The sequence below is a fragment of the Vibrio sp. QJM3NY_15 genome, assembly GCF_057785995.1.
This window is the reverse complement of sequence record NZ_CM173517.1, coordinates 2,693,385-2,717,069: the sequence shown is the minus strand read 5'-3', so window position 1 is coordinate 2,717,069 and position 23,685 is coordinate 2,693,385. Positions and strand designations below refer to the sequence as shown.

The window sequence follows — 23,685 nt, the reverse complement described above, 5'->3', positions numbered from 1 at the left end:
GTAAAGAATTAGTCTTGATGTTGTAACAAGTTTTTTAAGGCTGGTTCTATTCTTGAGTAACTAAAGATAAATCCCATTTCAGTGAGTTTCTTTGGTTTGGAGCGAATGCTGTCAAAGAGCAGGCAAGAAGATTCACCCATCAGAAGCGACATTGCCCATTTCGGAGTGAATAAGAAATGAGGTCGGCGCAGTTGCTTGGCGAGTGTGCTGCTGAACAGTTTGTTGGTGACAGGGTGTGGGGCACACATATTAAATTCCCCTTGAGCGTGAGGAATCAACAATAAGTGGTTGATGGCTCTCACCATATCAAGCATGTGAATCCAAGGCATGTACTGTTCGCCTGAACCAAGTGGCCCGCCTACTCCGAGTTTGTACGGCATTAGCATCTTCTTTAAAGCACCACCATTTTCACCTAACACAATCCCCGTTCTTAGTAGTATCACACGCGTCTCATCGGATTGGGCTCTCTTGGCTATCTCTTCCCAGTGCGCACAGACTTTATGAGGAAAATTTTCGTCTTCTACTTGTAGTGATTCATCAAATGGGTGTTGCTGTTGATCGCCATAGTAACCTACAGCCGAACCGCTAATGAAAGCCTCCGGTGGGTTGCTACTGGCATGAATTAACTCGACCAGTTTTTCGGTAATCTGCCAGCGGCTATTGCAGATCCTCTCTTTTTGCTCCGCACTCCAACGCTTGTCAGCGATCGGTTCGCCAGCAAGATTGACCACGACATCGAAGTCATTGAGATCGCTGAGTTCATCAAGAGATTGAATGTAATGAAGGTTATTCTGGTTCAGGTGATTTAGGTTTTGCTTCGCTTTTTCGGGGCTCCGCGTCAACAATGTCACGTCGTCAGTGTTCCAACTTTTGACCAATTCAGAACCAATAAATCCCGTACCACCAGTTAACAATATCTTCATACCAATCTCCCTATTAAACATAATTATAGACATGGCTTGTTTTTGAACGCCAATCAATACGAAAAAATCACTATAACGATCATAAGGTTTCAATCGTGTGATGCCTAAATTACGCCGTATCAATTTACGAAAGAATGAAATTAAATTCATCAAGTTAGGATGTATACCGCTATCACACTTATGGACTTTACTCGGATATGTTACCAACTGCGTAATATTTGTCACATAAGGAATGATAAGGATTTGCCATGATTATTAGTAATTAATAACCAGACACAATTTCAATGACTAGGAGTTGCGATGACGGCAGTGCTTGCTTTGTTTCGAGCCATGTTAGGTAGCCTAAGGGATCTCTTGCCGATCGTGGCGGTGATTGCTTTCTTCCAGCTTGCTGTTTTGCAAGAGTCACTCCCTCATCTTTTGTCTATTCTAACTGGCTTAGTGTTGGTGGTTTTTGGACTGACTTTTTTTATCTTTGGCCTTGAAATGGGTCTGTTCCCAATTGGCGAGTCGATGGCTCAAGCTTTTGCTCGTAAGGGAAGTGTGTTTTGGTTATTGACCTTCGCTTTCTGTTTAGGCTTTGGCACCACCATTGCAGAACCTGCGTTAACCGCAGTGGCCGCCGAAGCCGCAGAAGTGGCTGCTGAAGGTGGTGTTATTCCCAACTCTTTAGATGAAATGGAAGAGTACGCCGATGGCTTGCGCTTCACCGTAGCATTGTCGGTCGGTATCGCCATTCTATTGGGGGTTCTTCGGATCTTAAAAGGTTGGCCAATTCAATACATGATCATTGGTGGTTATATCGGGGTGGTGGTGCTTACAGCTTTTGCCCCTGAAAACATCATTGGGATTGCGTATGACTCCGGCGGAGTGACAACATCGACGATCACCGTTCCGTTAGTGACAGCATTGGGTGTGGGTTTAGCCTCTGCGATTAAAGGGCGAAACCCGATGATTGATGGCTTTGGATTGATCGCCTTTGCTTCACTGCTGCCGATGATGTTTGTCATGGTCTACGGGATGGTGGTGACATGATCAGTGTTCAGCAATTTATCGACACCTTTCTTGGCACTGTCATGGATGTGATTCCGATTGCGGTGATCATCTTCGGTTTTCAATTAGCAGTGCTGCGCAAGCCAGTCAATAATTTAGGCAAAGTGCTGATAGGTTTCTTTTACGTCATTCTTGGGTTGTCCCTCTTTTTGATGGGGTTAGAGCTCGCGTTGTTTCCTCTAGGGGAGACAATGGCCATGCAATTGACCGAGCCCAGCTTTTTAACTGAGTTCAAGATCAGTTCAGGCCTTACCTTGGCTTGGTTTGATTATTACTGGGTTTACCTTTTCGCGTTTTGTATTGGGTTCAGTACCACGATAGCCGAGCCCTCTTTGATTGCGGTGGCGATTAAGGCGAACCAAGTATCTGGTGGCAGTATCAGCGTGAATGGTCTGAGAATCGCCGTGGCATTAGGCGTTGCCATCGGTATCTCACTTGGCAGCTACCGTATCGTTGCGGGCGATCCCATCCATTACTACATCATTGTTGGCTATGTCATTGTGGTGATTCAGACCTTTTATGCTCCCAAATTGATTATTCCATTGGCTTACGATTCAGGAGGGGTGACGACATCTACCGTGACTGTGCCTTTAGTGACGGCTCTTGGGCTTGGGCTTGCTTCAACCGTACCGGGGAGAAACCCAGTGATAGACGGTTTCGGCTTAATCGCGTTTGCCAGTTTGTTTCCGATCATCTCAGTGATGAGCTACGCCCAAATAACACAATGGTTAAACCGTTTACACACCTCTAAGGAGAGCAAAGATGCGCTTTAAACTTATCTTAGCGTTTGTAGAAGAGAGCAAGACAGACACCGTGCTCGATGCCGCGCGTGATGCGGGCGCAACAGGGGCAACCGTGATTAACAATGCCAGAGGGCAAGGCTTAAACCAAAAGCGCACCTTCTTTGGTTTAACGTTAGAGGTACAAAAAGATGTGTTGCTGTTTGTGGTTGAAGAGCATTTGGCGAGGCATATTCTAGAAACCATTGGTGAAGTAGGGGAGTTTGACCAAGAGTCAGGACAAGGAATCGCTGTCCAGATCGATGTTGAAGATGCTGTAGGCGTTGCGCACCAAGTTGAGACGTTAACCAAGGTTGTGGAGGATGAACTATGAGTACCAGTGAAAAGATCCGTGTGGGCGATGTAATGGCCAATACTTACGTGATTATTGATGGGCTAACCACGGTGTTAGAAGCGATTGAGATGGCGAAAAAACATCAAGTGAAAGCGATCATTGTTGATAAACGCCATGAGGATGATGAGTACGGCATCGTGTTGATGAATGACATCGCCAAAAAAGTGCTGGCTAAGAACCGTTCACCAAAGCGAACCAATGTTTATGAAATTATGACTAAACCGGCCTTGAGTGTGTCTGCTGATATGAACGTTAAGTATTGTGCTCGCCTGTTCGAACGCTTTGGTATCAGTCGTGCTCCGGTGGTCAGTGACAACAAGATAGTCGGTATGGTTAGTTACAATAATATTGTGATCAACGGTATGGCGAGAGATGACGTGTAGCACTTTGATACGTACAATAGCCTCATAAGTTTTATGGAGAAGTACGTGTGAAATTATTTTTTGCTTCAGACCTACACGGTTCGCTGCCAGCTACAGAAAAAGTCTTAGAGCTATACCGAGCGTCAGGTGCGCAATATTTAGTGCTATTGGGTGATATTCTGAATCATGGTCCAAGAAACCCAATTCCTGAAGGGTACAACCCGCCAGCGGTTGCTGAAAAACTGAATGAGTTATCTCAAGAGATCATCGCGGTTCGTGGTAACTGCGACAGTGAAGTGGATCAGATGCTGCTGTCTTTCCCTATGATGATGGACTATTCGTGGGTGCTACTAGAATCGGGTCAGCGTATCTTTTTAACTCATGGTCACCTATATAACACCAACAAGCGACCAGCATTGAAAGCAGGTGATATTATAGCGCATGGTCATACTCATATTCCTGTCGCTGAATATCAGGATGGCATCTTCATATTTAATCCAAGCTCGGTGACATTCCCACGAAATGATCATGCTGCAAGCTATGGGTTATACGAGAACGGTACGTTTAAAGTGGTTAGCCTTGAAGGTGATCTGCTAGTGAGCGGGCAGTTGTAAATAAACTGAACCGGTCACGGCTTCGAAAAGGGCTTATTTTGAGTCTACGTGGCCAAGATCTCTGTCTGGAGCAATGATGTTTCGCACTCTTTGCTTCAGCACTTTCGCCTCAGGAAAGCCACCGTCTGCCTTTCTTTCCCAAATCTGCACGCCATTACAAAAGATCTCAAATCGACCTCCGGTATCAGGATGTAAACTCACTTGTTCTATTTCTTCACTGAACGTATGCAGTAACTCTTGGCATAACCAACTAGAACGAAGCATCCAATTGCATTGGCGACAATAGCGTATTGCGATGGTTGCTTTGGTGATTGATGTACTTACCGCGTTTAATTCTGTACTCATAGATATCCCTGAAAATTCTATAACAGTAGTTTGGTGCCAACGGCGAACGTCAATATTTCAAATGCCATTTTGACGAGCTAGTTACTTGATTCGTGAGTTAGGAGAGAGCCCAACAATAGGGTAAGTGATTAACCCAATCCATGGATCTTATGTTAGAAATTAGATACAAAAAAGGGGCGCAATGCCCCTTTATTTATTACTCGAGAGAGTTAGTTTGAAAACAACACGGTAGAGCCGTGGTTTAAGCTAGTCAGTAACAGTGCTTTCGGGTTCACAATATCAATGCGTCGGCTTTGCTCTGCATCCATTTTGATTACCTGAGTGATCAGTTCAAGCTGCTCTTCCGAAAAATCTTGGCGCTGGGCAGATGTCACGTCTTTAAACTCAGTCGGTGAAACCAGTAGGTAGTTATCATTGATATCCCATTGGCCTGTTTCAGAAATGTTGATCACATTTGCTGGTGCTGTTTGGGTGCCATATAGCCTAACCACAGACATTCTTAGGTAGGTACCATTAGGTAGATACTTAGCGTTTGAAGATAATTCTACTTTACGAAGCGGACCGATCGAGTCAGCTTGCTTCTTATCGGTAATCAGAGTCACCATTTTTGATTGCCACTCATGGGCGGTTAGCAGACGTTCGACTTGAGCATCACTGCCCCAATACAACCAGCCACTAAGAAAAGCAGAAAGAACCAGTAAAATAATAGAGACTTTTAATTTCATGTTACTGATCACCTTTACAAATGTCGTTTAAATCCGACTGGTTCGCATAAATTCTTAGAGTAATATTCTCGCTCGAATATTCTTGTGGGTGAATATAGTTAAGAGCTAGGTTATTGGTTTGTCCGCCTGTTGCGATGACTTCTGTTGGCTTCAACATTCCTGTGTGGTTGTTGTTGTAATGAACAACACATTTCTCTATGGCTGGTAGCCAACTGCTTAAATCTGGGTGGTTGATCGGTGTCTGAACCTTAACGCCATCAACTTCAGCCAGTGTCAGAAACTCTGATTCGGCTGGGTTAGTAAACGTGATTACTAGAATTGGCATAATAATAGCGATAAGTAGAGCACTAAAGCTTGTCCACTTATTACTATTTTTGTTCGCGGCAACGTTTGTGGTCGCTTTTGGTTCTACTTCAGTCTTAGCTTCTGGAATCTTAGCCACGGGTTCTGATTCGGTCATCTCAGTGACTACTTCTTCGGCTGTCGTCGTAAACGCTAAGGTCGGCTCCATCTCATTTTCTACGACTTCAGCCATGATTGGCTGTTCGCTTGATGAAAGTGGCGCAGAACGTTCAACAGAAGCGATAAACTGGTAGCCACGCTTTGGCACGGTCTTTACGAATTCTGGAGACTTAGTTGAGTCTTTCAGCATCTTTCTGAGTGTCGATACTGCTTGCGTTAAGCTGGAGTCGTCTACCTCAAAGCCTTGGTCTCGCCAAACATATTCGTGTAATTCGTTACGAGTGATAACTTCATTGGGTCTTTCTGACAGCATCAGGAGAATGCGGCTTTCATTGCTACCAAGGCGTACGACTTCACCGTCGCTGGCTTGATCAACAAGTGAATTGCTGTTTGGGTCGAATACGAACCGCTGTGCGAGAATAAACTTTGTGCCGATATTGCTCATTGAATTCTTCTATTTTGGATGATTTTGAGTGCGAAATAGACAAATCTCAGGTGAAGTTCCGTTAATTCTTCACCAAATCATGGCTTCTTTTATGTTCTTTTATATTTATCACCCTCAAGGATAATAAAAACAGATCAAAAAAACAGTGTTTTTATGATTTTTGACCTTGAATTTACATTTGTCATCCTCATGTTAATGAACATAAGAGTGGTATCCTGTGTAACGCCTCTTCCGGTATTCAACATAAAGTATAGATGTTTTGGAGTAAAAATGAGCGAAACAGCAACGCAAAATAAAGAGACTCGTGGCTTTCAATCTGAAGTAAAACAGCTACTTCATCTAATGATCCACTCACTGTATTCAAACAAAGAAATTTTCCTACGTGAGTTGATCTCTAACGCATCTGACGCGGCTGACAAACTTCGTTTTCAAGCGCTTTCTAATGGCGACCTTTACCAAGGCGATGCGGATTTAGGCGTGAAGTTGTCATTCAACGCAGAGTCCAACACCCTGACCATTTCTGATAACGGTATCGGCATGAGCCGCGACAACGTTATCGAGCATTTGGGTACGATTGCTAAATCAGGTACGGCTGACTTTTTCTCAAAGCTGTCTGATGACCAAAGCAAAGACTCTCAGCTTATTGGCCAATTTGGTGTTGGTTTCTATTCTGCATTTATCGTTGCAGACGCTGTAACGGTTCGAACTCGCGCTGCTGGACTGGCAAGCGATGAAGCTGTGCAATGGCATTCAGCGGGTGAGGGCGACTATACCATTGAAGACATCACTAAAGAATCTCGTGGTACTGACATCGTTCTTCATATGCGTGAAGACGGTAAAGAATTCTTGAATGAGTGGCGCTTGCGTGAAGTGATTGGTAAATACTCTGATCACATCGGCATCCCGGTTTCTATCTTAACTGCGGTTAAAGATGACGAAGGTAAAGACACCGAAGAGAAGCATTGGGAACAGATCAACAAAGCACAAGCGCTTTGGACTCGTAATAAATCTGATATCGAGAAAGAAGAGTACCAAGAGTTTTACAAGCACGTTTCTCACGACTTTGCTGATCCATTAACGTGGAGCCACAACAAAGTTGAAGGTAAGAACGACTACACCAGCCTGCTTTACATCCCTGCGAAAGCACCTTGGGACATGATGAACCGTGACCACAAGAGCGGCTTAAAGCTTTATGTACAGCGCGTATTCATCATGGATGATGCAGAGCAGTTCATGCCATCTTACATGCGTTTCGTTCGTGGCTTAATTGACTCAAATGATCTTCCACTGAACGTGTCTCGGGAAATCCTTCAAGACAACAAAGTGACTCAGTCTCTTCGTGGTGCATGTACTAAGCGTGTGCTGACTATGCTTGAGCGCATGGCGAAGAATGACAACGACAAGTACTTGGAGTTTTGGAAAGAGTTCGGCCTAGTATTGAAAGAAGGCCCAGCAGAAGACATGGCGAACAAAGAAAAAATCGCTGGTCTACTTCGTTTCTCATCAACGGAAGTGGATTCTGTTGAGCAAACCATCAGCCTAGCTTCTTACGTAGAACGTATGAAGGAAGGTCAAGACAAGATTTATTACCTAACGGCAGACAGCTATGCTGCGGCTAAGAACAGCCCTCATCTAGAGCAGTTCAAAGCGAAAGGCATCGAAGTTGTTCTGATGTACGACCGTATCGATGAGTATGTGATGAATTACCTAACTGACTTCGACGGTAAGCAGTTCCAGTCGATCACAAAAGCGGGCTTAGATCTAAGCAAGTTTGAAGGTGAAGAAGAGAAAGAGAAGCAAAAAGAGACGGAAGAAGAGTTCAAGTCTGTTGTTGACCGCACTCAAGCTTACCTTGGTGATCGTGTTAAAGAAGTTCGTACGACATTCAAGTTAGCAACTACACCTGCTGTTGTTGTTACCGATGATTTCGAGATGGGCACTCAAATGGCTAAACTTCTAGAAGCTGCGGGACAAGCGGCTCCTGAGGTGAAGTACATCTTTGAGATTAACCCTGAGCATGCGCTCGTTAAACAGATGGCAGATGAAGCGGACGAACAAGCGTTTGGTCGCTGGGTTGAACTATTACTTGGCCAGGCTATGCTGGCTGAAAAGGGCTCAATGGAAGATCCGTCACAATTCTTAGGTGCAATCAACGAGCTACTGACAAAACGTTAGTCTTTCGACTTTGGGCTAAGCCTATAATTATGAATAAAAGCTCGCGAATGCGGGCTTTTTTTATGAACGTCGCTTAACTTCATCGAAATGTCGCTAAAGTTGCTAACAAGACGAACGCAAACGCTGTCGATACATTCTTTAGTCTTAATTTCAGCCAAATTGAATATTAATGTGATAGAATGCTCGACCTAATCAGCTGGGACTATGAACCTATCATCTCCAGTTGTATGATTTTTAAACGTTATACCGAAACTTACCGTTTTGCTTCTGTTTACAGTTGTGCTTAGCCTCAGTTGTTACCTAACCTCTCTTGTTCGACTTAAATTGAACCAGAAAGGCGGGATAGTGAGCTTCGGTATAAATCATAATTTTTATAAGAGGATTAAACATGCGCATCATTCTTCTAGGTGCTCCTGGCGCGGGTAAAGGTACTCAAGCTAACTTCATCATGAACAAATTTGGTATCCCTCAAATTTCAACTGGTGACATGCTACGTGCTGCTATCAAAGCGGGTACTGAGCTTGGTAAGCAAGCTAAATCAGTAATCGACGCGGGTCAGCTAGTTTCTGATGAAATTATCCTTGGTCTTATCAAAGAGCGTATCGCTCAAGATGACTGTGAGAAAGGTTTCCTACTAGACGGTTTCCCACGCACAATCCCTCAAGCTGATGGCCTAAAAGAAATGGGTATCGCAGTAGACTACGTTGTTGAATTCGACGTAGCTGACGATGTGATTGTTGAGCGTATGGCTGGTCGTCGTGCTCACCTTCCTTCTGGCCGTACATACCACAATGTGTACAACCCGCCTAAAGAAGAAGGTAAAGATGACATCACTGGCGAAGAGCTAGTGGTTCGTGATGACGACAAAGAAGAAACAGTTCGTGCACGTCTAGGTGTATACCACGATCAAACAGCTCCGCTTATCTCTTACTACGGTAAAGAAGCTGAAGCAGGCAACACTAAGTACCTTAAGTTCGACGGTACTAAGCAAGTTGCTGAAGTTAGTGCAGAACTTGAGAAAGCACTAGCATAATTGGCTAACAGCCAGTTTTAGAATTTGATATATTGGAAGCGACCTTTAAGGTCGCTTTTTTTGTTTCAATTTTTAGTCATATACCAATCTAGATAAAATCGATTGTGCACAATTTCTGCGCTACGGCTTAGATTCGCGCGACTAACGATCAAGGTGATGTTGTGATAACTCAGGTTAAGAACGACTATTCTTAAATTTAGTTGCGTAACAATGATCTTAAACTTATGCAGATTAGTATATTACGTTCCAGAAAATCACACATTGGTCTCAGGTAGCTATGGAAAATAATAAAAAGCAGGGCGTTTTACTGGTTAACCTAGGAACACCAGATACCGCGACTCCAGCTGGCGTTCGCCGATTTTTAAGTGAATTCTTACACGACAAACGAGTGGTAAACCTAACTCGCTGGCTTTGGTGTCCTATTTTACATGGGGTGATTCTACCGATTCGAGCACCTAAAGTGGCTAAGCTTTATCAGTCTGTTTGGATGGACGAAGGCTCACCACTGCTTGTTTATTCGCAGAGACAAGCTGAAAAGCTACAAACAAAATTACAGATGCCTGTAGCTTTGGGGATGACCTATGGTAATCCAAGCCTTAAAACCGGCGTTGAGCAATTAATGGATCAGGGCGTTGAAGACATTATTGTATTGCCTTTATACCCTCAATACTCAGGCACAACGACAGCGGCCGTTTCTGATGGTTTAACTAAAGCCTTCAAACAAATGCCTGTCATCCCGAGCTATCGCTTTATTCGAGATTATTACTCTCACCCTAGTTATGCGAAAGCACTGGCTGAAAGTGTTCGTAGCCATTGGGAAAAAAATGGCAGAGGCGATCACTTGGTGTGTTCATTCCACGGCATCCCTAAAAGGTTAGCCGATGAAGGCGATATCTACCCTCAACATTGTGAAGCGACGACCAAATTACTTGCTGCGGAGTTAGGGTTATCCTCGGAAGACATCACCATGACATACCAATCTCGATTTGGCCGCGAGGAGTGGTTGAAGCCTTATACCGATGAAACGCTTGAAACGCTTCCAAGTAAAGGTATCAAGAAGATCGATATTATGGCGCCTGCATTCTCTGTGGATTGTTTAGAAACGTTAGAAGAGATTTCAGACCAGTGTAAAGAGACGTTCATTGATGCTGGTGGTTCAGACTTTAGCTACATTATGTGTCTCAACGACAGAGACTCACACATCGACATGATGGCTGAACTAGTGGCGCTTCATCGCTAACTGATATGGCGATTGAATAGATAACAAAAGGGCTGCTCATTGAGCAGCCCTTTTTGATCTTGATGTTTCTTCTTGAAATCGATCTAGCTATTAAGCAACCGAAGTTTCTGCTTTTGGTTCTGCTTCAAGCGTCATGTTGGTTTCTACACCATGCATCCATGATACAAGCTTGCCAGCACAAAGAAGCAGTAAGACGCCACTTATTGTCGCTGTAATGGCGATACCACCGAAGATAGACATTGCGCCAAGCTCACCAACGTGAGAACCCACAAGGCCAGCTACGTAGTTTGCGACAGCATTGAAGCCAAACCATGCACCCATCATTAACGATGCTAGACGAAGCGGAGCTAACTTAGTGACCAACGACAGGCCAATAGGAGATAGACAAAGCTCGCCAAGGGTATGGAAGAAGAAAGCACCGACTAGCCACAGCATTGATGTTTTCACTGTTAGGTCGCCACCTTGCTCCATTACTGCGCCCATCATGCACACAAAGCCTAGAGCTAGGAAGAACAAAGCCATTGCAAATTTCACTGGAGAGTTTGGTTCACGCTTACCAAGCTTAACCCAAAACGCCGCAATGATAGGTGCGAGGGTGATGATGAAGAATGGGTTTAGAGATTGAAACCATGCAGCTGGAACTTCAAAACCACCAATCATACGGTCAGTATATTGCTGAGTGTAGATGTTCATCAGGCCGCCAGCTTGTTCAAAGCCAGCCCAGAAAACAATGACGAACAGACCCATAATCAGAATAACTTTTAGTCTGTCGAACTCTTCTTTGGTCAGTGGTGTTTTCTCTTTTGATTTGTTCAGCGCTTTCGCTCGTGCAGCTGCAGGTACTGAACCAATGTTGCCTAACCATGATTGAGCCATCGTCAACTGCATAACTAAGCTGATAACCATACCGATACCAGCGGCTAGGAAGCCAGCTTTCCAGCCGAACGAGTCAACTGCAGCACCTGAAATTAAGCCACCCAGTAGCGCGCCTAAGTTGATGCCCATGTAGAAAATGGTGAAAGCACCGTCACGTCGGTTATCGCCTTCTTGGTATAGGTCGCCAACCATGGTCGAGATGTTTGGTTTAAACATACCGTTACCACTGATAAGCAGTGCTAAACCTAGATAAAGAGCATTTACTTGGTCTAAGCCAATAGCGCCGTTAGGAAGAGCAAGCGTAAATTGGCCTAATGCCATTAATACACCACCCACTAGGATCGATTTACGTTGTCCTAAGTAGTTATCGGCAAGCCAGCCGCCGATTAATGGTGTGATGTAGACTAAACCAGTGTAGATACCATAAAGGTCGAGGGCATCTTTAGTTGACCAACCAAGGCCGCCATTGATAGTGGTGTCGGTAAGAAATAAAACAAGAATTGCACGCATTGCATAGTAGGAGAAACGTTCCCATAGCTCGGTGCTAAAGAGTAGAAATAGGCCTCTAGGGTGGCCAAATATGTTGTGATTGCTTGGCATAAGTTTTACTAATTTTAGGTATTAAAAGATTTTATAGTTCCTTATGTATACAGAGTGGAATAACCATCTGCAATAGGTGTCTTTTATGGTCACGATAACTAATTTTTTATAAGTTTATGAAAATAATAGGTTTTATTGATAATGTTACCCAGATAATGCGTGCTGCAAACTAATTTTCCAGTTTTGAGTTGAGCGCATAATGTTCTATTTAAAAGAATTATTGAATGTTAATGGTTGAATTTATTGGTTTGTTGGATGTTATTATTAAAATAAATAAAATGGCGTTCTTTATCTGTGTAGCATACATAGCCTTACAATAATGCGACTTTTTATCTGTAAATGTTCCCTGTACAATGCTTAACCACTTTTTGTCTCTATGGCTTTTTGTTGATAAGTTGGTCTGTTACGCATTATTTATTGCTTATCAGGATTCATTTTATTAACGGTGATTAACCGTTTTAGGCTTGTGGTAATATGTCCCAAAATAGAAAATGGCTAGTAAAATGAAACGTTGGTATTTACTTTATTGTAAGCGCGGTGATCAGAAGCGTGCTCAACAACATTTAGAGAATCAAGGGGTAGAGTGCTTTTATCCTCAAATAGATGTTAAGAAGGTCGTTAGAGGGAAAGAGAAGCAGGTCAAAGAACCGCTATTCCCATCTTACATCTTTGTACGTTTTGACTACGAACAGGGTCCAAGTTTTACTACTGTTCGTTCAACGCGTGGTGTCGTCGATTTTATTAAATTTGGCGCAAGGCCACACGAAGTCCAAGGCGACTTAGTGTATGAACTTAAAGAGTTTGAGAAGTGTTGCGAAGATGAACCTGAAGAGTGCTGTGTTGAGTTTGAATCAGGGCAAGTGGTCAAAATCAATAGTGGTCAGTTTGCTGGGGTAGAGGCTATTTTCCATCAAAAGGATGGAGAAGCACGCTCTATTATGCTCGTTAAGATGATCAGTCAAGTTGTGCCGATCAGTATAGAGAACGAAGCACTACAAGCTCATGCATAAGTGCAGCAATAAAAAACAGGCTTAAAAAAAGGCGCATAGTGCGCCTTTTTTGTTTTTGACCTGTACCTAGACTCTAGTAAGAGTCGTTGTGAACAGCTTGTACCGCACGACCAGATGGGTCAACACAGTTTTTGAATGACTCATCCCATTCAATGGCCTTTGCTGATGAACATGCAACAGAAGGACCACCAGGAACACACTCTGCCGCTGATTCTAGAGGGAATAACTCCTCAAAAATTTCACGGTAAGCGTAGCCTTCTTTCGTTGTTGGTGTGTTGTAAGGGAAGCGGAATTGAGCCGTCTCCATCTGTTTGTCCGTCACTTTGTCTTCAGCGGTTGCTTTCAGCGTATCAATCCAATCATAGCCTACGCCGTCAGAGAATTGCTCTTTCTGACGCCATGCGATTGAATCTGGTAGGTAGTCTTCAAAACACTCACGTAGGATGTGTTTCTCCATCTTACCGTTGCCACACATCTTGTCTTCAGGGTTCAGGCGCATAGCGACGTCGATAAACTCTTTGTCCAAGAATGGTACTCGGCCTTCTACACCCCATGCCGCCAACGATTTGTTCGCACGAGCACAATCAAACATGCTTAAAGCAAGAAGTTTACGCACCGTTTCTTCGTGGAACTCTTTCGCGTTTGGTGCTTTGTGGAAGTACAGGTAACCACCAAAGATTTCATCAGCACCCTCACCAGAAAGTACCATCTTGATACCCATTGCTTTGATCTTACGAGCAAGCAAGTACATCGGCGTTGAAGCACGGATGGTCGTTACATCATAAGTTTCAATGTGGTAGATAACATCACGGATTGCATCTAAGCCTTCCTGAATGGTGTAAGTCATCTCGTGGTGCACGGTACCAATCTTATCTGCAACTTCACGAGCAGCGATCAGATCAGGCGCGTTTTCTAGACCAACAGCAAATGAGTGCAGTTGCGGCCACCAAGCTTCAGATTGCTCATCATCTTCAATACGCATTGCCGCAAAACGTTTAGCGACAGCAGATGTGATTGATGAATCAAGACCACCCGATAGAAGTACACCGTAAGGCACGTCAGTCATTAGTTGACGCTTAACTGCTGCTTCTAGTGCTTCAGTCAGCTCTTCTTTGCTTGTGCTGTTACCTTGAACGGCAGCGTATTCGTTCCAATCACGGATGTAGTAGCGTTGAGGCTCTGCATCTTTTGAAGAGTAGAAGCTACCAGGAGGGAACTCACTGATCGTCTTACATACAGGAACGAGTGCTTTCATTTCTGAAGCAACGTAATAGTTGCCGTGCTCATCGTAGCCTTGGTAAAGCGGGATGATACCGATGTGGTCACGGCCGACTAGGTACTCGTCTTTCTCTTCGTCATATAAAACGAATGCGAAAATACCGTTAAGTTCTTCTAAAAGGTCCGCGCCCATTTCTTGGTATAACGCTAGGATAACTTCACAGTCTGAATCAGTCTGGAACTGGTACTTATCTTCATAGCGTGCACGAAGTTCTTTGTGGTTATAAATTTCGCCGTTCACTGCAAGAATGTGCTTTTTATCTTGGCTGTATAGTGGTTGTGCACCACTGTTAAGACCAACGATAGCCAGACGCTCGTGAGCAAGAATTGCTTTTTCACCAGCATAGATGCCAGACCAGTCTGGGCCTCGGTGACGAAGCTTTTTAGACATTTCTAAAGCAATAGGGCGAAGTGCTGCGGCATCACTTTTAATGTCGAGAATGCCAAATACTGAACACATAGAACTTCCTTTTAAATAATTTCTAAATCAACTGTATTCAATTTGCCATTCTGGCTAAAAAAAGCAACCGAATGTGAGCAAAAAAATAATATAAAGGGGTTTATGTTAGAAAATATCTAATTTTAAAGTTGTTTTGGTGATTGGTGTCTAATTACGGTTGGTTTTTTAAACAAAAACCTCTCAAAAGTGCAAAAGAACAGCAATTTTGAGAGGTTAACTAGACAATGTTTAGGACTAGATCTTATTGATGTTTGGGTTTAGTTGCTCGCATACGTGTCGAGCAAAACCACTACCAGCTTCACTGTAAATGTTGAATGCCGCATCGACACCGTTTTCTTTTAATGTTTCTAGTTGATCTGGGTATTCAGCAATCGCGGCAATTTGGCCTTTAAAGTTACGTGACTTCAATTGCTCTAAAGCGGTTTGATTACCTTGGTGATGAGGCATAGCCAAGATCACTAACTTCACGTTTGCTGTATCTAAGATACGCTCCCAGAAATCTGGGTCAGTTGCATCGCCAGAAATAACGTTTCTTCCATGGCTTCTGTGGTTATGTGCCGCGTCTTCACGGACTTCGACACCTAAACTCACTTTACCGTAGCGTGAACGTAGCTCGTCGTAGGCACCAGTGCCAATGCGGCCCATACCAAGAATAAGCACCTGAGCACGACCTGGATCAATTCGTTTGTCACGTTGGTGGAGCTTCTCAGCAGCGTGTTCTTTTAGCCACTTCCCCGATTGTTGATAAAGTTTGTGGCCCGCTTTGTTTAGAGGTGCTGCGATTAAGAACGAGAGGGATACTGCAATCGCCACGGCAACCAAGATGTCACCAGACATCCAACCCATCTTAAAGGCAAGGCCGCCAACGATGAGGCCAAATTCGCTGTAGTTAAACAATGATAAAGAGGCGAGTAGAGAAGTCCGAACACGGAACTTGAAACGGTTAAGTACCAAGAAATACAGAATGCCTTTAACTGGCAGTAACAATAAGAACAAGACAGCGAGCATAAAGCCTTGAATGGTAGGTTGCTCAGATAAGCCAATATTCAAGAAGAAGCAGACTAGGAAAAGTTCTTTTAGATTAAACAGCGATTTCGAAAGCTCTGAAGCTTTTGGATGACCAGCTAACAACATACCTAGGATAAGCGCGCCTAGATCTGGTTTTACGCCTACAAATTGGAACAAGCCTGCACCGACCACTAATGCGAAGAAGATACCGAACAGCACCAGCATTTCGCCGTGACCAACCCAATCGAGGACTTTGTAGAATAATGGACGACAGAACGGCAAAGCGAACAGTGCGATGGCATACCATTCTGGGATCTTGCCTGTTGATGCCGTTAAGAAGACCACGGCAAAGATATCCTGCATAACCAGAATACCAATCGCTAGCGTGCCATAGGTTGCATTCATTTCCCCTTTCTCTTGCAGAGACTTAACTGCGAATACGGTACTAGAGAATGAAAGGGCAAAACCGAGAAGGACGATCTGTTCCATTGACATGGCTGCCAGCGTGGAAATACCTAGGAACTTAAAACCAAACAGGGCGACCGCAAAAAACAGAGTGGATAAAAGGTTGTGGATTGTCGCGCCAGCCCAGATCTCTTTAGAGAGCAGGGTTTTAATGTCGAGTTTTAAGCCAATAGTAAAGAGGAGTAGGGTGACGCCAAGATCAGCCAACGTAATGATGGTGTCATTGGTTTCAAAGCCCAGAGCAAAGAGCCCAAAGCCTGCGACCAAAAAGCCGACCAATGGGGGAAGGTGACACTTTAAAGCAATAAATCCTGCAATAAACGCAGTGGATATTAATATAAGTTCCATAACTTGTTGTTGTAGTTCCCTAGCTTAAAAAAACGGGCCGTGTTTATACAAACACGGCCCGCGGAAAATCAGAATGGTTTTCTTTAGTCTTCGAGTAGCTTTTGAAGTAGCACACCGTTGAGCATGGCACGCTTAATCATTGCAAAAGCTCCCATCGTGGGATGCTTATCGATCTGTGATGCTACAATAGGCAGGCCGCTATGGAAAGTCGTTAACGACTGATTCTCTACATTGCGCTTAATTGCAGGGAAAACAATTTCTTGTGCCTTCGTAATATCACCAGCAATGATGACTTTCTGAGGGTTAAACAGGTTAATCGTCATGGCGATAGCTTTACCTAACTGATTGCCCACTCGAACTAAACTCTGCTTAGCAAGTTCATCACCATTGATCGCATGGTCACAAACATCTTGAATAGTGATGTGTTCAAGCTCTGTTAGCGAAGACTCGTAACCTTGTTTAATGAGCTTTTGAACTCGTTCAACAATGGCAGGGTTGGCCGCTACGGTTTCAAGGCAACCAAAGTTACCACATTGGCATTGCTCACCGAGTGGATCAATTTGGATATGACCAATCTCGCCCACGTTACGGTTGTGTCCTAAGAAAACCTGACCATTAACGATAATACCGGCACCGGTACCACGGTGAACACTGACTAGAATAGAGTCTTGGCTATCTTTACTTGCGCCAAAGTAGTGCTCAGCAAGCGCCATTCCTCGAACGTCGTTACCCACAAAACAAGCAACATGGAACGTGTCACGAATGATGTCGCTCAAAGCCAAGTTGTCGATATCTGTGTTTGGCATGTACTCAACAACACCGGTTGTTGGGTTTACCAAGCCTGGAAGAGTCACGCCAATCGCGATCAACTGGTCGATCTTTGGTTGGTGTTCAGCAATGAAAGCCTTCAAATTATTAACCAAGCCTTGGGTAAGGTCTGACTGATCTGAATAATTAAGGTCTTGCTGTAAGAAAGCCAATTCACGACCACCGAGGTCATGAAGGCTTATTTGAATATAGTCTCGGCCTAATCGCACAGCAACAGAATGAAAAGGTTCTACTTCTGTGGTTAGGGAGATAGCGCGTCTACCGCCAGTAGACGCTTGCTGCGCAACTTCTTTAATTAGGCCGCGCTCTAAAAGTTGGCGGGTAATTTTTGTAACACTTGCCGGTGCGAGTTGGCTTACATCAGCCACCTGTATACGACTGATAGGCCCTTGTTGGTCTATAAGTCTGTATACCGCCGCACTGTTTAGTTGTTTAACTAAATCTACGTTACCTATTTGTCCGCCATTCATACTTAATTGTGCTCGTATTGTCCGTTAACAACAGTCGCTTTAACGTTAAAATCTCGGTCAAATACAGCAAGGTTTGCAACCATGCCTTTTTTGATTCGACCTAGCTTGCTTTCTACACCGATAGCCGTAGCTGGGTATAGAGTAGCCATGCGAAGAGCTTCGTCTAAAGCGATACCAGCGTGCTCAACTGTATTCTGAACTGCTTCAATCATAGTCAGAGCTGAGCCGCCTAGTGTGCCGTTTTCATCAACACACTTACCATCACGGTAATATACTTTCTTACCGACAAAAATAAAGTATTCCATGTCAGCACCTGCAGGAGCTGTGGCATCCGTCACTAATACCAACTTTTCTCCCTTGATTTTGTGCGCAATTCGAATGTTTGCGTAATCAACGTGGAAGCCGTCGGCGATAATGCCCGCATAAACTTCAGGAGTATCGTAAATCGCACCAACAACGCCTGGTTCACGGCCAACCATAGGAGTCATCGCGTTGAACAAGTGAGTTGCAAATGTAATACCTGACTCAAAGCCTTGACGCGCTTCTGCGTACGTTGCGTTGGTGTGACCAATAGAAACAACGACGCCAGCTTTACGCAGACGCTCGATGTGCTCTGGGTCGTTAAGCTCAGGTGCCAGTGTTACTTTCGCAACAAGGTCACTGTTCTCACAAATCAGCTCAATCATTTCGCTATCAGATTTGCGGATGTGATCGACGCTATGGATGCCTTTTTTCGCAACGTTTAGGTATGGACCTTCAAGGTGTAGGCCTAAAGATTGGTTCTGGTATTGATTGTGGTACTCGCGAGCTGCAGTGATAACCGCACGCATATCTTCATCTGATGAAGTGATCAACGTTGGTAAGAAGCTAGTACAGCCAGATTTAAGGTTTGCTTTGTGCATGATCTGCATGGTGTCTGCAGTGATCTCATCGTTAAGCATTACACCGCCACAACCATTAAGTTGTAGGTCAATGAAACCTGGGCTTAGGTTTGCTCCGTCTAGATCGCGAACCTCGATTCCTTCTGGCAATTCAGAGATAGGACAGACTTTTTTGATCAGTTCGTTTTCGATTACAACAGCATGATCGGTCAGAACATCACTACCAGTGTAAATTTTACAGTTACTTAGCGCGTACATAGTCAGCTAATCCTTATTTCGTGAGATCTTTTAAATTTGTTCGTTACCTAAATGTGGACTTAGTTTGCGAGCATCATTTACGTAACGATTTATCTTTTATGGGCAAACGGCTTCAAAATGTGAGGCTATTTAAGTTATTGAAAAATATATGAACAATTGATCGTTATTATACATTTAGGTTCATTGTTAATGATTATTCATACGGCAATGTAAGCCGAGATATACCATCTTTTTACCTAATGATTAGGTTTAGATTTTATCTATAAATGTTCATTTTTTTGAATGATAAAATAAGTTTTATGATCTCGCTAGCAAAAACCTCTGGATTTGGTGAAAACTGGTGATTAGGATCACAAATGGTAAGGTTTTAATTTGCGGAGCAAAATTAATTGAATACACTGAATAGGACTAAATTGAGCGACTAAAATAAGTTTCTCAAACGAATTCTAAAAAATCCTATAGGGGGAAACAACTGGTGAATATTCTAGGATATGCACAGAAGCTGGGTAAGGCGTTAATGCTACCTATCGCAACGCTTCCGATTGCGGCGCTTCTATTACGTTTAGGTCAAGGCGATCTACTTGATATTCCATTCATGGCAGAAGCTGGTGGTGCTATCTTCGGTAACCTACCACTGCTATTTGGTCTAGGTATCGCGATTGGTCTTTCTAAAGATGGTAACGGCGCAGCGGGTCTTGCTGGTGCAGTTGCTTACTTCGTACTAACAGCGACAGCAACGACAATCAACGCTGACGTTAACATGTCATTCTTCGGCGGTATCTTCGCAGGTATCATCGCAGGTCACTCTTACAACGCTTTCCATGCAACACGCCTTCCTGAGTGGCTGGCTTTCTTCGCGGGTAAACGTTTAGTACCTATCATGGCCGGTCTATTTGCACTTGTTGCAGGTGCTGTGTCTGGTGTGGTTTGGCCTGGTATTCAATCTGGTCTAGATGCATTAGCTCACGCGGTATCAACGTCTGGTGCTGTTGGCCAATTCGTTTACGGTACTCTTAACCGTGCACTTATCCCTGTAGGTCTACACCACGTATTGAACTCATACTTCTGGTTCGGTATGGGTACATGTCAAGAAATCGTTGTTGCTGGTCAAGGCGCATTCGCTAACATCACTCAACTTTGTGTTGACCCTGCACTTGCTAAAACTCTAGTTGTTGGTCAAGAGCACACATTCACATTCGCTAACTCTGTAACTCCAGAAATCACTACTGTAGTTAAAGAAGTGACTGAAACTGTTAAATCTGGCGACCTACACCGTTTCTTCGGTGGCGATAAAGGCGCTGGCGTATTCATGAACGGTTTCTTCCCAGTAATGATGTTCGGTCTGCCTGGTGCTGCTCTTGCAATGTACCTAGCTGCTCCTGCTGAAAAACGTAGCCAAGTTGGTGGCGCACTGTTCTCAGTTGCATTCTGTTCATTCCTAACAGGTATCACAGAGCCGCTAGAATTCATGTTCGTATTCCTAGCTCCTGCTCTATACGCAATGCACGCTGTATTTACAGGTCTGTCTCTAGTTGTTGCTAACATGTTTGGTACTCTGCACGGTTTCGGTTTCTCTGCTGGTCTAATCGACTTCGTATTGAACTGGGGTCTAGCAACTAAACCATTCACTCTACTATTGATTGGCTTAGCATTCGGTGCTCTATACTTCTTCACTTTCTCTTTCGCAATCCGCGCTTTCAACTTGAAATCGCCAGGTCGTGAAGATGATGACGAAGCTGTAGCTGCTCCTGCTGGCGACGCTCCAAAAGGTGAAGTTGCTCGTCAATACCTTAAAGCTCTAGGTGGTCACGAAAACCTGACTTCAATCGATGCTTGTATCACTCGTCTACGTCTAACGCTAAAAGACCGCTCTATCGCTGATGAAGTTGTTCTTAAGAAACTTGGCGCTAAAGGTGTGGTTAAACTGGGTGAGAACAACCTACAGGTTATCCTAGGCCCACTAGCTGAAATCGTAGCTGGCGAAATGAAAGCTATCGGTGCTGGTGAAGACCTATCTGATGTAAAACTTCCATAGTAAAGGAAGTACTTATTAAGACGTAACAACTGCTCTTAATTAAGTTTCAAATTGAAAGCCTCCCAAACGGGAGGCTTTTTTGTGCCTGTCATTTAAGGGCAGTGAACAAGGTTCGTTCTATTCTTCAGCGAATAGAGGAAATAATCACAATTAACTGATGGTTCTTATTGTGCAAAGGCGAAGAATTGTGGATGATTAGCAACAATGATCTTTCTATCTATGATAGGCAGCAAAAGCCGCCTTTTTCTTGGGGATGGAAGATAACTTTCTCTGACAATACTAAATACATAGAGGTGCTATAGATGAGTGAAGCTGAGGCTCGTCCATCGAATTTCATTCGCCAAATTATCGATAAAGATTTAGCGGATGGTACACACAGTAGCGTGCATACTCGTTTCCCGCCGGAGCCAAATGGCTACCTGCACATTGGTCACGCTAAATCTATTTGCTTGAACTTTGGTATTGCTCAGGACTACCAGGGACAGTGTAATCTTCGTTTCGATGATACAAACCCTGAAAAAGAAGACGTTGAATACGTTGAGTCAATTAAGAATGATGTAAGCTGGTTAGGCTTCGAATGGTCTGGTGATATTTGTTACTCATCAAACTACTTCGATACGCTTTACGCTTATGCTGTGGAATTAATTAATAAAGGCTTAGCGTATGTTGACGAGCTAAGTCCTGATCAAATCCGTGAGTACCGTGGCACATTGAAAGAGCCTGGTAAAGCGAGTCCATATCGTGATCGCAGCCCTGAAGAAAACCTAGCGTTATTTGAGAAAATGCGTGACGGTGGCTTCGAGGAAGGCAAAGCATGTCTACGTGCTAAGATCGACATGAGTTCTTCATTCATGGTTATGCGCGATCCAGTTATTTACCGTGTTCGTTTTGCTCACCACCATCAGACTGCTGACAAGTGGTGCATTTACCCAATGTATGACTTCACTCACTGTATCTCTGATGCGCTAGAGGGTATTACGCACTCTATCTGTACTCTTGAATTCCAAGACAACCGTCGTTTGTATGACTGGGTTCTAGATAACATCACGATTGATTGCCAACCTCGTCAATACGAGTTTAGCCGTCTGAATCTTGAATACACGGTAATGTCGAAGCGTAAGCTGAACCAACTTGTGGTTGAAAACCTAGTTGAAGGCTGGGACGATCCACGTATGCCAACTATCTCTGGTCTACGTCGTCGCGGTTTCACTTCAAGCTCTATCCGTGAATTCTGTAAGCGTATTGGTGTGACTAAGCAAGAGAACATGATTGAGTTCGGTTCACTTGAATCTTGTATCCGTGATGATCTCAACGAAAATGCACCTCGAGCAATGGCTGTTCTTGATCCGATCAAGGTCGTGATTGAAAACTACGACGCTGATACAGTAGAAACATTGACAGTGGCAAACCACCCGAACAAGCCAGAAATGGGTACTCGTGAAGTGCCATTTACACGCGAAGTTTGGATTGAACGTGACGACTTCCGTGAAGAAGCAAACAAGAAGTACAAGCGTTTGGTTCTAGGTAAAGAAGTTCGCCTACGTGGTGCTTACGTGATTAAAGCTGAACGTATCGAAAAAGATGCAGAAGGCAACATTACGACTATCTTCTGTTCTTACGACAATGAAACACTGGGTAAGAACCCTGCAGATGGCCGTAAAGTGAAAGGCGTTATCCACTGGGTATCGGCTGATAAAGCATTGCCTGCTGAGATTCGTTTGTACGATCGTCTATTCACTGTGGCAAACCCAGCCGCTGCTGATGATTTCGCTGCAACGCTTAACCCTGAGTCACTTGTTACGCTAAACGGTTTTGTTGAACCTAGCCTCGCAGAAGGTGTGGCAGAGCAAGCGTATCAGTTTGAACGTACAGGTTACTTCTGCGTAGATTCGAAAGACTCGAAAGCAGACGCGCTAGTATTTAACCGTACGGTTGGCCTGCGTGATACTTGGGGTAAAACTGAAGCTTAATAGCTTAGTTTTCTATAGCTCAGCTTTCTAAAGCTTAGAGCCCTAAAGCTTAGTTTCTCAAGATATACTTAATAAAAAACCGGCCTAGAGCCGGTTTTTTTGTATCTGGATAAAATAACAAATTGTGGATCAAGCTGATGTGAAACTTAATACGGCATGAGCCCAAATAAAAAACGCCGGCCTAAGCCAGCGTTCTGAGTTATTTCTTCGCTTTGTGTGCGTCTGGGTTGCCTTTGCAATCCCCAGTGATGCTTTTACCATACAGGTATAAACTATGGTTAGTTAACTGTACGTTGTAGCGTTGAGCGATTTCTTTTTGTCTTTCTTCGATAAGATCATCAGAGAATTCGATAACTTCACCGCAGTCTAAACATACTAGGTGATCGTGGTGATGCTGTGTTGAAAGTTCAAATACAGACTTACCACCTTCAAAGTGGTGGCGAGTTACAATGCCAGCATCATCGAATTGGTTCAGTACGCGATAAACGGTCGCAAGACCGATCTCTTCACCTAAGTCGATCAGCTTTTTATATAAATCTTCAGCACTAATATGTTGGCAGTCTGGTTGTTGTAATACTTCTAAAATTTTGAGCCGTGGGAGGGTCACTTTAAGACCAGCATCTTTTAGCGCTTGATTATTGTCTGACATATACTTTCCTGTTGATGATCTGCAGCAATTAACAGAAT

At 43.8% G+C, this 23,685-nt stretch carries 21 protein-coding genes; 11 read left to right on the top strand and 10 right to left on the bottom strand.

The window, feature by feature from the left end; translation table 11 throughout:
• Positions 1-8: 8 nt before the first annotated feature.
• A complete protein-coding gene (locus AC3CKG_RS12040) occupies positions 9-923 on the bottom strand; it encodes a TIGR01777 family oxidoreductase (protein ID WP_488528402.1) in 915 nt (304 codons plus the stop codon).
• A gap of 300 nt (positions 924-1,223) precedes the next feature.
• Between AC3CKG_RS12040 and AC3CKG_RS12035 the strand changes: the two genes are divergently transcribed.
• From AC3CKG_RS12035 to yfcE, 5 genes are read left to right on the top strand one after another with little or no spacing between them, the layout of a single operon-like run.
• Positions 1,224-1,958, top strand: coding sequence for a DUF1538 family protein (locus AC3CKG_RS12035; protein WP_488528401.1), 735 nt, complete (start codon positions 1,224-1,226; stop codon positions 1,956-1,958).
• Positions 1,955-2,749 (top strand): DUF1538 domain-containing protein, encoded by a 795-nt coding sequence (locus AC3CKG_RS12030; RefSeq protein ID WP_488528400.1) that lies wholly within the window; start codon positions 1,955-1,957, stop codon positions 2,747-2,749. The genes AC3CKG_RS12035 and AC3CKG_RS12030 overlap by 4 nt, the downstream gene beginning before the upstream one ends.
• On the top strand, positions 2,739-3,089 hold the full coding sequence (locus tag AC3CKG_RS12025; protein ID WP_017106105.1) for a P-II family nitrogen regulator: 351 nt from the start codon (positions 2,739-2,741) through the stop codon (positions 3,087-3,089). Before AC3CKG_RS12030 ends, AC3CKG_RS12025 begins: the two co-directional genes overlap by 11 nt.
• Complete coding sequence (locus AC3CKG_RS12020) at positions 3,086-3,493, top strand: CBS domain-containing protein (protein WP_076669090.1); 408 nt, start codon at positions 3,086-3,088, stop codon at positions 3,491-3,493. Before AC3CKG_RS12025 ends, AC3CKG_RS12020 begins: the two co-directional genes overlap by 4 nt.
• Before the next feature lie 47 nt (positions 3,494-3,540).
• A complete protein-coding gene (gene yfcE / locus AC3CKG_RS12015; RefSeq protein ID WP_102311138.1) occupies positions 3,541-4,086 on the top strand; it encodes a phosphodiesterase in 546 nt (181 codons plus the stop codon).
• A 33-nt stretch (positions 4,087-4,119) separates the two neighbouring features.
• On the opposite strand, the gene AC3CKG_RS12010 is transcribed toward yfcE, so the two are convergent.
• The 3 genes from AC3CKG_RS12010 to AC3CKG_RS12000 form a co-directional block, all read right to left on the bottom strand.
• Positions 4,120-4,431 (bottom strand): Rdx family protein, encoded by a 312-nt coding sequence (locus AC3CKG_RS12010; protein ID WP_488528399.1) that lies wholly within the window; start codon positions 4,429-4,431, stop codon positions 4,120-4,122.
• A gap of 209 nt (positions 4,432-4,640) precedes the next feature.
• A complete protein-coding gene (locus tag AC3CKG_RS12005) occupies positions 4,641-5,156 on the bottom strand; it encodes a regulatory protein ToxS (RefSeq protein WP_029223464.1) in 516 nt (171 codons plus the stop codon).
• Position 5,157: 1 nt separating this feature from the next.
• Positions 5,158-6,063: a transcriptional regulator gene (locus AC3CKG_RS12000; protein WP_102361491.1), complete on the bottom strand. Its 906-nt coding sequence runs from the start codon at positions 6,061-6,063 to the stop codon at positions 5,158-5,160.
• A 270-nt stretch (positions 6,064-6,333) separates the two neighbouring features.
• On the opposite strand from AC3CKG_RS12000, the gene htpG reads away from it, so the two are divergent.
• The 3 genes from htpG (at position 6,334) to hemH (ending at position 10,511) form a co-directional block, all read left to right on the top strand.
• Positions 6,334-8,238: a molecular chaperone HtpG gene (htpG, locus tag AC3CKG_RS11995; protein ID WP_065103134.1), complete on the top strand. Its 1,905-nt coding sequence runs from the start codon at positions 6,334-6,336 to the stop codon at positions 8,236-8,238.
• 388 nt (positions 8,239-8,626) lie between these two features.
• Positions 8,627-9,271 (top strand): adenylate kinase, encoded by a 645-nt coding sequence (gene adk, locus AC3CKG_RS11990; protein ID WP_009847341.1) that lies wholly within the window; start codon positions 8,627-8,629, stop codon positions 9,269-9,271.
• Between the two features lie 277 nt (positions 9,272-9,548).
• Positions 9,549-10,511: a ferrochelatase gene (gene hemH, locus AC3CKG_RS11985; protein ID WP_488528398.1), complete on the top strand. Its 963-nt coding sequence runs from the start codon at positions 9,549-9,551 to the stop codon at positions 10,509-10,511.
• A 90-nt stretch (positions 10,512-10,601) separates the two neighbouring features.
• Here hemH and AC3CKG_RS11980 read toward each other — a convergent pair whose 3' ends face one another.
• The gene (locus tag AC3CKG_RS11980; protein ID WP_017110337.1) at positions 10,602-11,987 is read right to left on the bottom strand and encodes a peptide MFS transporter; all 1,386 of its coding nucleotides are present in this window, start codon (positions 11,985-11,987) and stop codon (positions 10,602-10,604) included.
• A 503-nt stretch (positions 11,988-12,490) separates the two neighbouring features.
• Between AC3CKG_RS11980 and rfaH the strand changes: the two genes are divergently transcribed.
• Positions 12,491-12,997, top strand: a complete 507-nt coding sequence (gene rfaH / locus AC3CKG_RS11975) for a transcription/translation regulatory transformer protein RfaH (protein ID WP_102306531.1) — start codon at positions 12,491-12,493, stop codon at positions 12,995-12,997.
• Between the two features lie 73 nt (positions 12,998-13,070).
• On the opposite strand, the gene asnB is transcribed toward rfaH, so the two are convergent.
• From asnB to nagA, 4 genes are all read right to left on the bottom strand, one after another.
• Positions 13,071-14,735, bottom strand: a complete 1,665-nt coding sequence (asnB, locus tag AC3CKG_RS11970; RefSeq protein WP_102276093.1) for an asparagine synthase B — start codon at positions 14,733-14,735, stop codon at positions 13,071-13,073.
• Positions 14,736-14,969: 234 nt separating this feature from the next.
• Complete coding sequence (locus AC3CKG_RS11965; protein ID WP_488528397.1) at positions 14,970-16,556, bottom strand: cation:proton antiporter domain-containing protein; 1,587 nt, start codon at positions 16,554-16,556, stop codon at positions 14,970-14,972.
• 83 nt (positions 16,557-16,639) lie between these two features.
• A complete protein-coding gene (gene nagC / locus AC3CKG_RS11960; RefSeq protein ID WP_017106117.1) occupies positions 16,640-17,854 on the bottom strand; it encodes a DNA-binding transcriptional regulator NagC in 1,215 nt (404 codons plus the stop codon).
• 2 nt (positions 17,855-17,856) lie between these two features.
• On the bottom strand, positions 17,857-18,993 hold the full coding sequence (gene nagA / locus AC3CKG_RS11955; RefSeq protein WP_017106118.1) for an N-acetylglucosamine-6-phosphate deacetylase: 1,137 nt from the start codon (positions 18,991-18,993) through the stop codon (positions 17,857-17,859).
• Positions 18,994-19,510: 517 nt separating this feature from the next.
• Between nagA and nagE the strand changes: the two genes are divergently transcribed.
• Both nagE and glnS read left to right on the top strand, forming a co-directional pair.
• Entirely contained in the window at positions 19,511-21,028 is a 1,518-nt protein-coding gene (nagE, locus tag AC3CKG_RS11950; RefSeq protein ID WP_241906944.1) for an N-acetylglucosamine-specific PTS transporter subunit IIBC, read from the top strand.
• Between the two features lie 302 nt (positions 21,029-21,330).
• Positions 21,331-22,998 (top strand): glutamine--tRNA ligase, encoded by a 1,668-nt coding sequence (gene glnS, locus AC3CKG_RS11945; protein WP_017106120.1) that lies wholly within the window; start codon positions 21,331-21,333, stop codon positions 22,996-22,998.
• Positions 22,999-23,197: 199 nt separating this feature from the next.
• On the opposite strand, the gene fcrX is transcribed toward glnS, so the two are convergent.
• Entirely contained in the window at positions 23,198-23,647 is a 450-nt protein-coding gene (gene fcrX, locus AC3CKG_RS11940; protein ID WP_004734226.1) for a ferric iron uptake transcriptional regulator FcrX, read from the bottom strand.
• Between the last annotated feature and the right edge of the window lie 38 nt (positions 23,648-23,685).

Coding starts and splice junctions, on each gene's coding strand:
- AC3CKG_RS12040 (WP_488528402.1), bottom strand. CDS start 923: ATGAAGATATTGTTAACTGGTGGTACGGGATTTATTGGTTCTGAATTG.
- AC3CKG_RS12035 (WP_488528401.1), top strand. CDS start 1,224: ATGACGGCAGTGCTTGCTTTGTTTCGAGCCATGTTAGGTAGCCTAAGG.
- AC3CKG_RS12030 (WP_488528400.1), top strand. CDS start 1,955: ATGATCAGTGTTCAGCAATTTATCGACACCTTTCTTGGCACTGTCATG.
- AC3CKG_RS12025 (WP_017106105.1), top strand. CDS start 2,739: ATGCGCTTTAAACTTATCTTAGCGTTTGTAGAAGAGAGCAAGACAGAC.
- AC3CKG_RS12020 (WP_076669090.1), top strand. CDS start 3,086: ATGAGTACCAGTGAAAAGATCCGTGTGGGCGATGTAATGGCCAATACT.
- AC3CKG_RS12010 (WP_488528399.1), bottom strand. CDS start 4,431: ATGAGTACAGAATTAAACGCGGTAAGTACATCAATCACCAAAGCAACC.
- AC3CKG_RS12005 (WP_029223464.1), bottom strand. CDS start 5,156: ATGAAATTAAAAGTCTCTATTATTTTACTGGTTCTTTCTGCTTTTCTT.
- AC3CKG_RS12000 (WP_102361491.1), bottom strand. CDS start 6,063: ATGAGCAATATCGGCACAAAGTTTATTCTCGCACAGCGGTTCGTATTC.
- htpG (WP_065103134.1), top strand. CDS start 6,334: ATGAGCGAAACAGCAACGCAAAATAAAGAGACTCGTGGCTTTCAATCT.
- adk (WP_009847341.1), top strand. CDS start 8,627: ATGCGCATCATTCTTCTAGGTGCTCCTGGCGCGGGTAAAGGTACTCAA.
- hemH (WP_488528398.1), top strand. CDS start 9,549: ATGGAAAATAATAAAAAGCAGGGCGTTTTACTGGTTAACCTAGGAACA.
- AC3CKG_RS11980 (WP_017110337.1), bottom strand. CDS start 11,987: ATGCCAAGCAATCACAACATATTTGGCCACCCTAGAGGCCTATTTCTA.
- rfaH (WP_102306531.1), top strand. CDS start 12,491: ATGAAACGTTGGTATTTACTTTATTGTAAGCGCGGTGATCAGAAGCGT.
- asnB (WP_102276093.1), bottom strand. CDS start 14,735: ATGTGTTCAGTATTTGGCATTCTCGACATTAAAAGTGATGCCGCAGCA.
- AC3CKG_RS11965 (WP_488528397.1), bottom strand. CDS start 16,556: ATGGAACTTATATTAATATCCACTGCGTTTATTGCAGGATTTATTGCT.
- nagC (WP_017106117.1), bottom strand. CDS start 17,854: ATGAATGGCGGACAAATAGGTAACGTAGATTTAGTTAAACAACTAAAC.
- nagA (WP_017106118.1), bottom strand. CDS start 18,993: ATGTACGCGCTAAGTAACTGTAAAATTTACACTGGTAGTGATGTTCTG.
- nagE (WP_241906944.1), top strand. CDS start 19,511: ATGCTACCTATCGCAACGCTTCCGATTGCGGCGCTTCTATTACGTTTA.
- glnS (WP_017106120.1), top strand. CDS start 21,331: ATGAGTGAAGCTGAGGCTCGTCCATCGAATTTCATTCGCCAAATTATC.
- fcrX (WP_004734226.1), bottom strand. CDS start 23,647: ATGTCAGACAATAATCAAGCGCTAAAAGATGCTGGTCTTAAAGTGACC.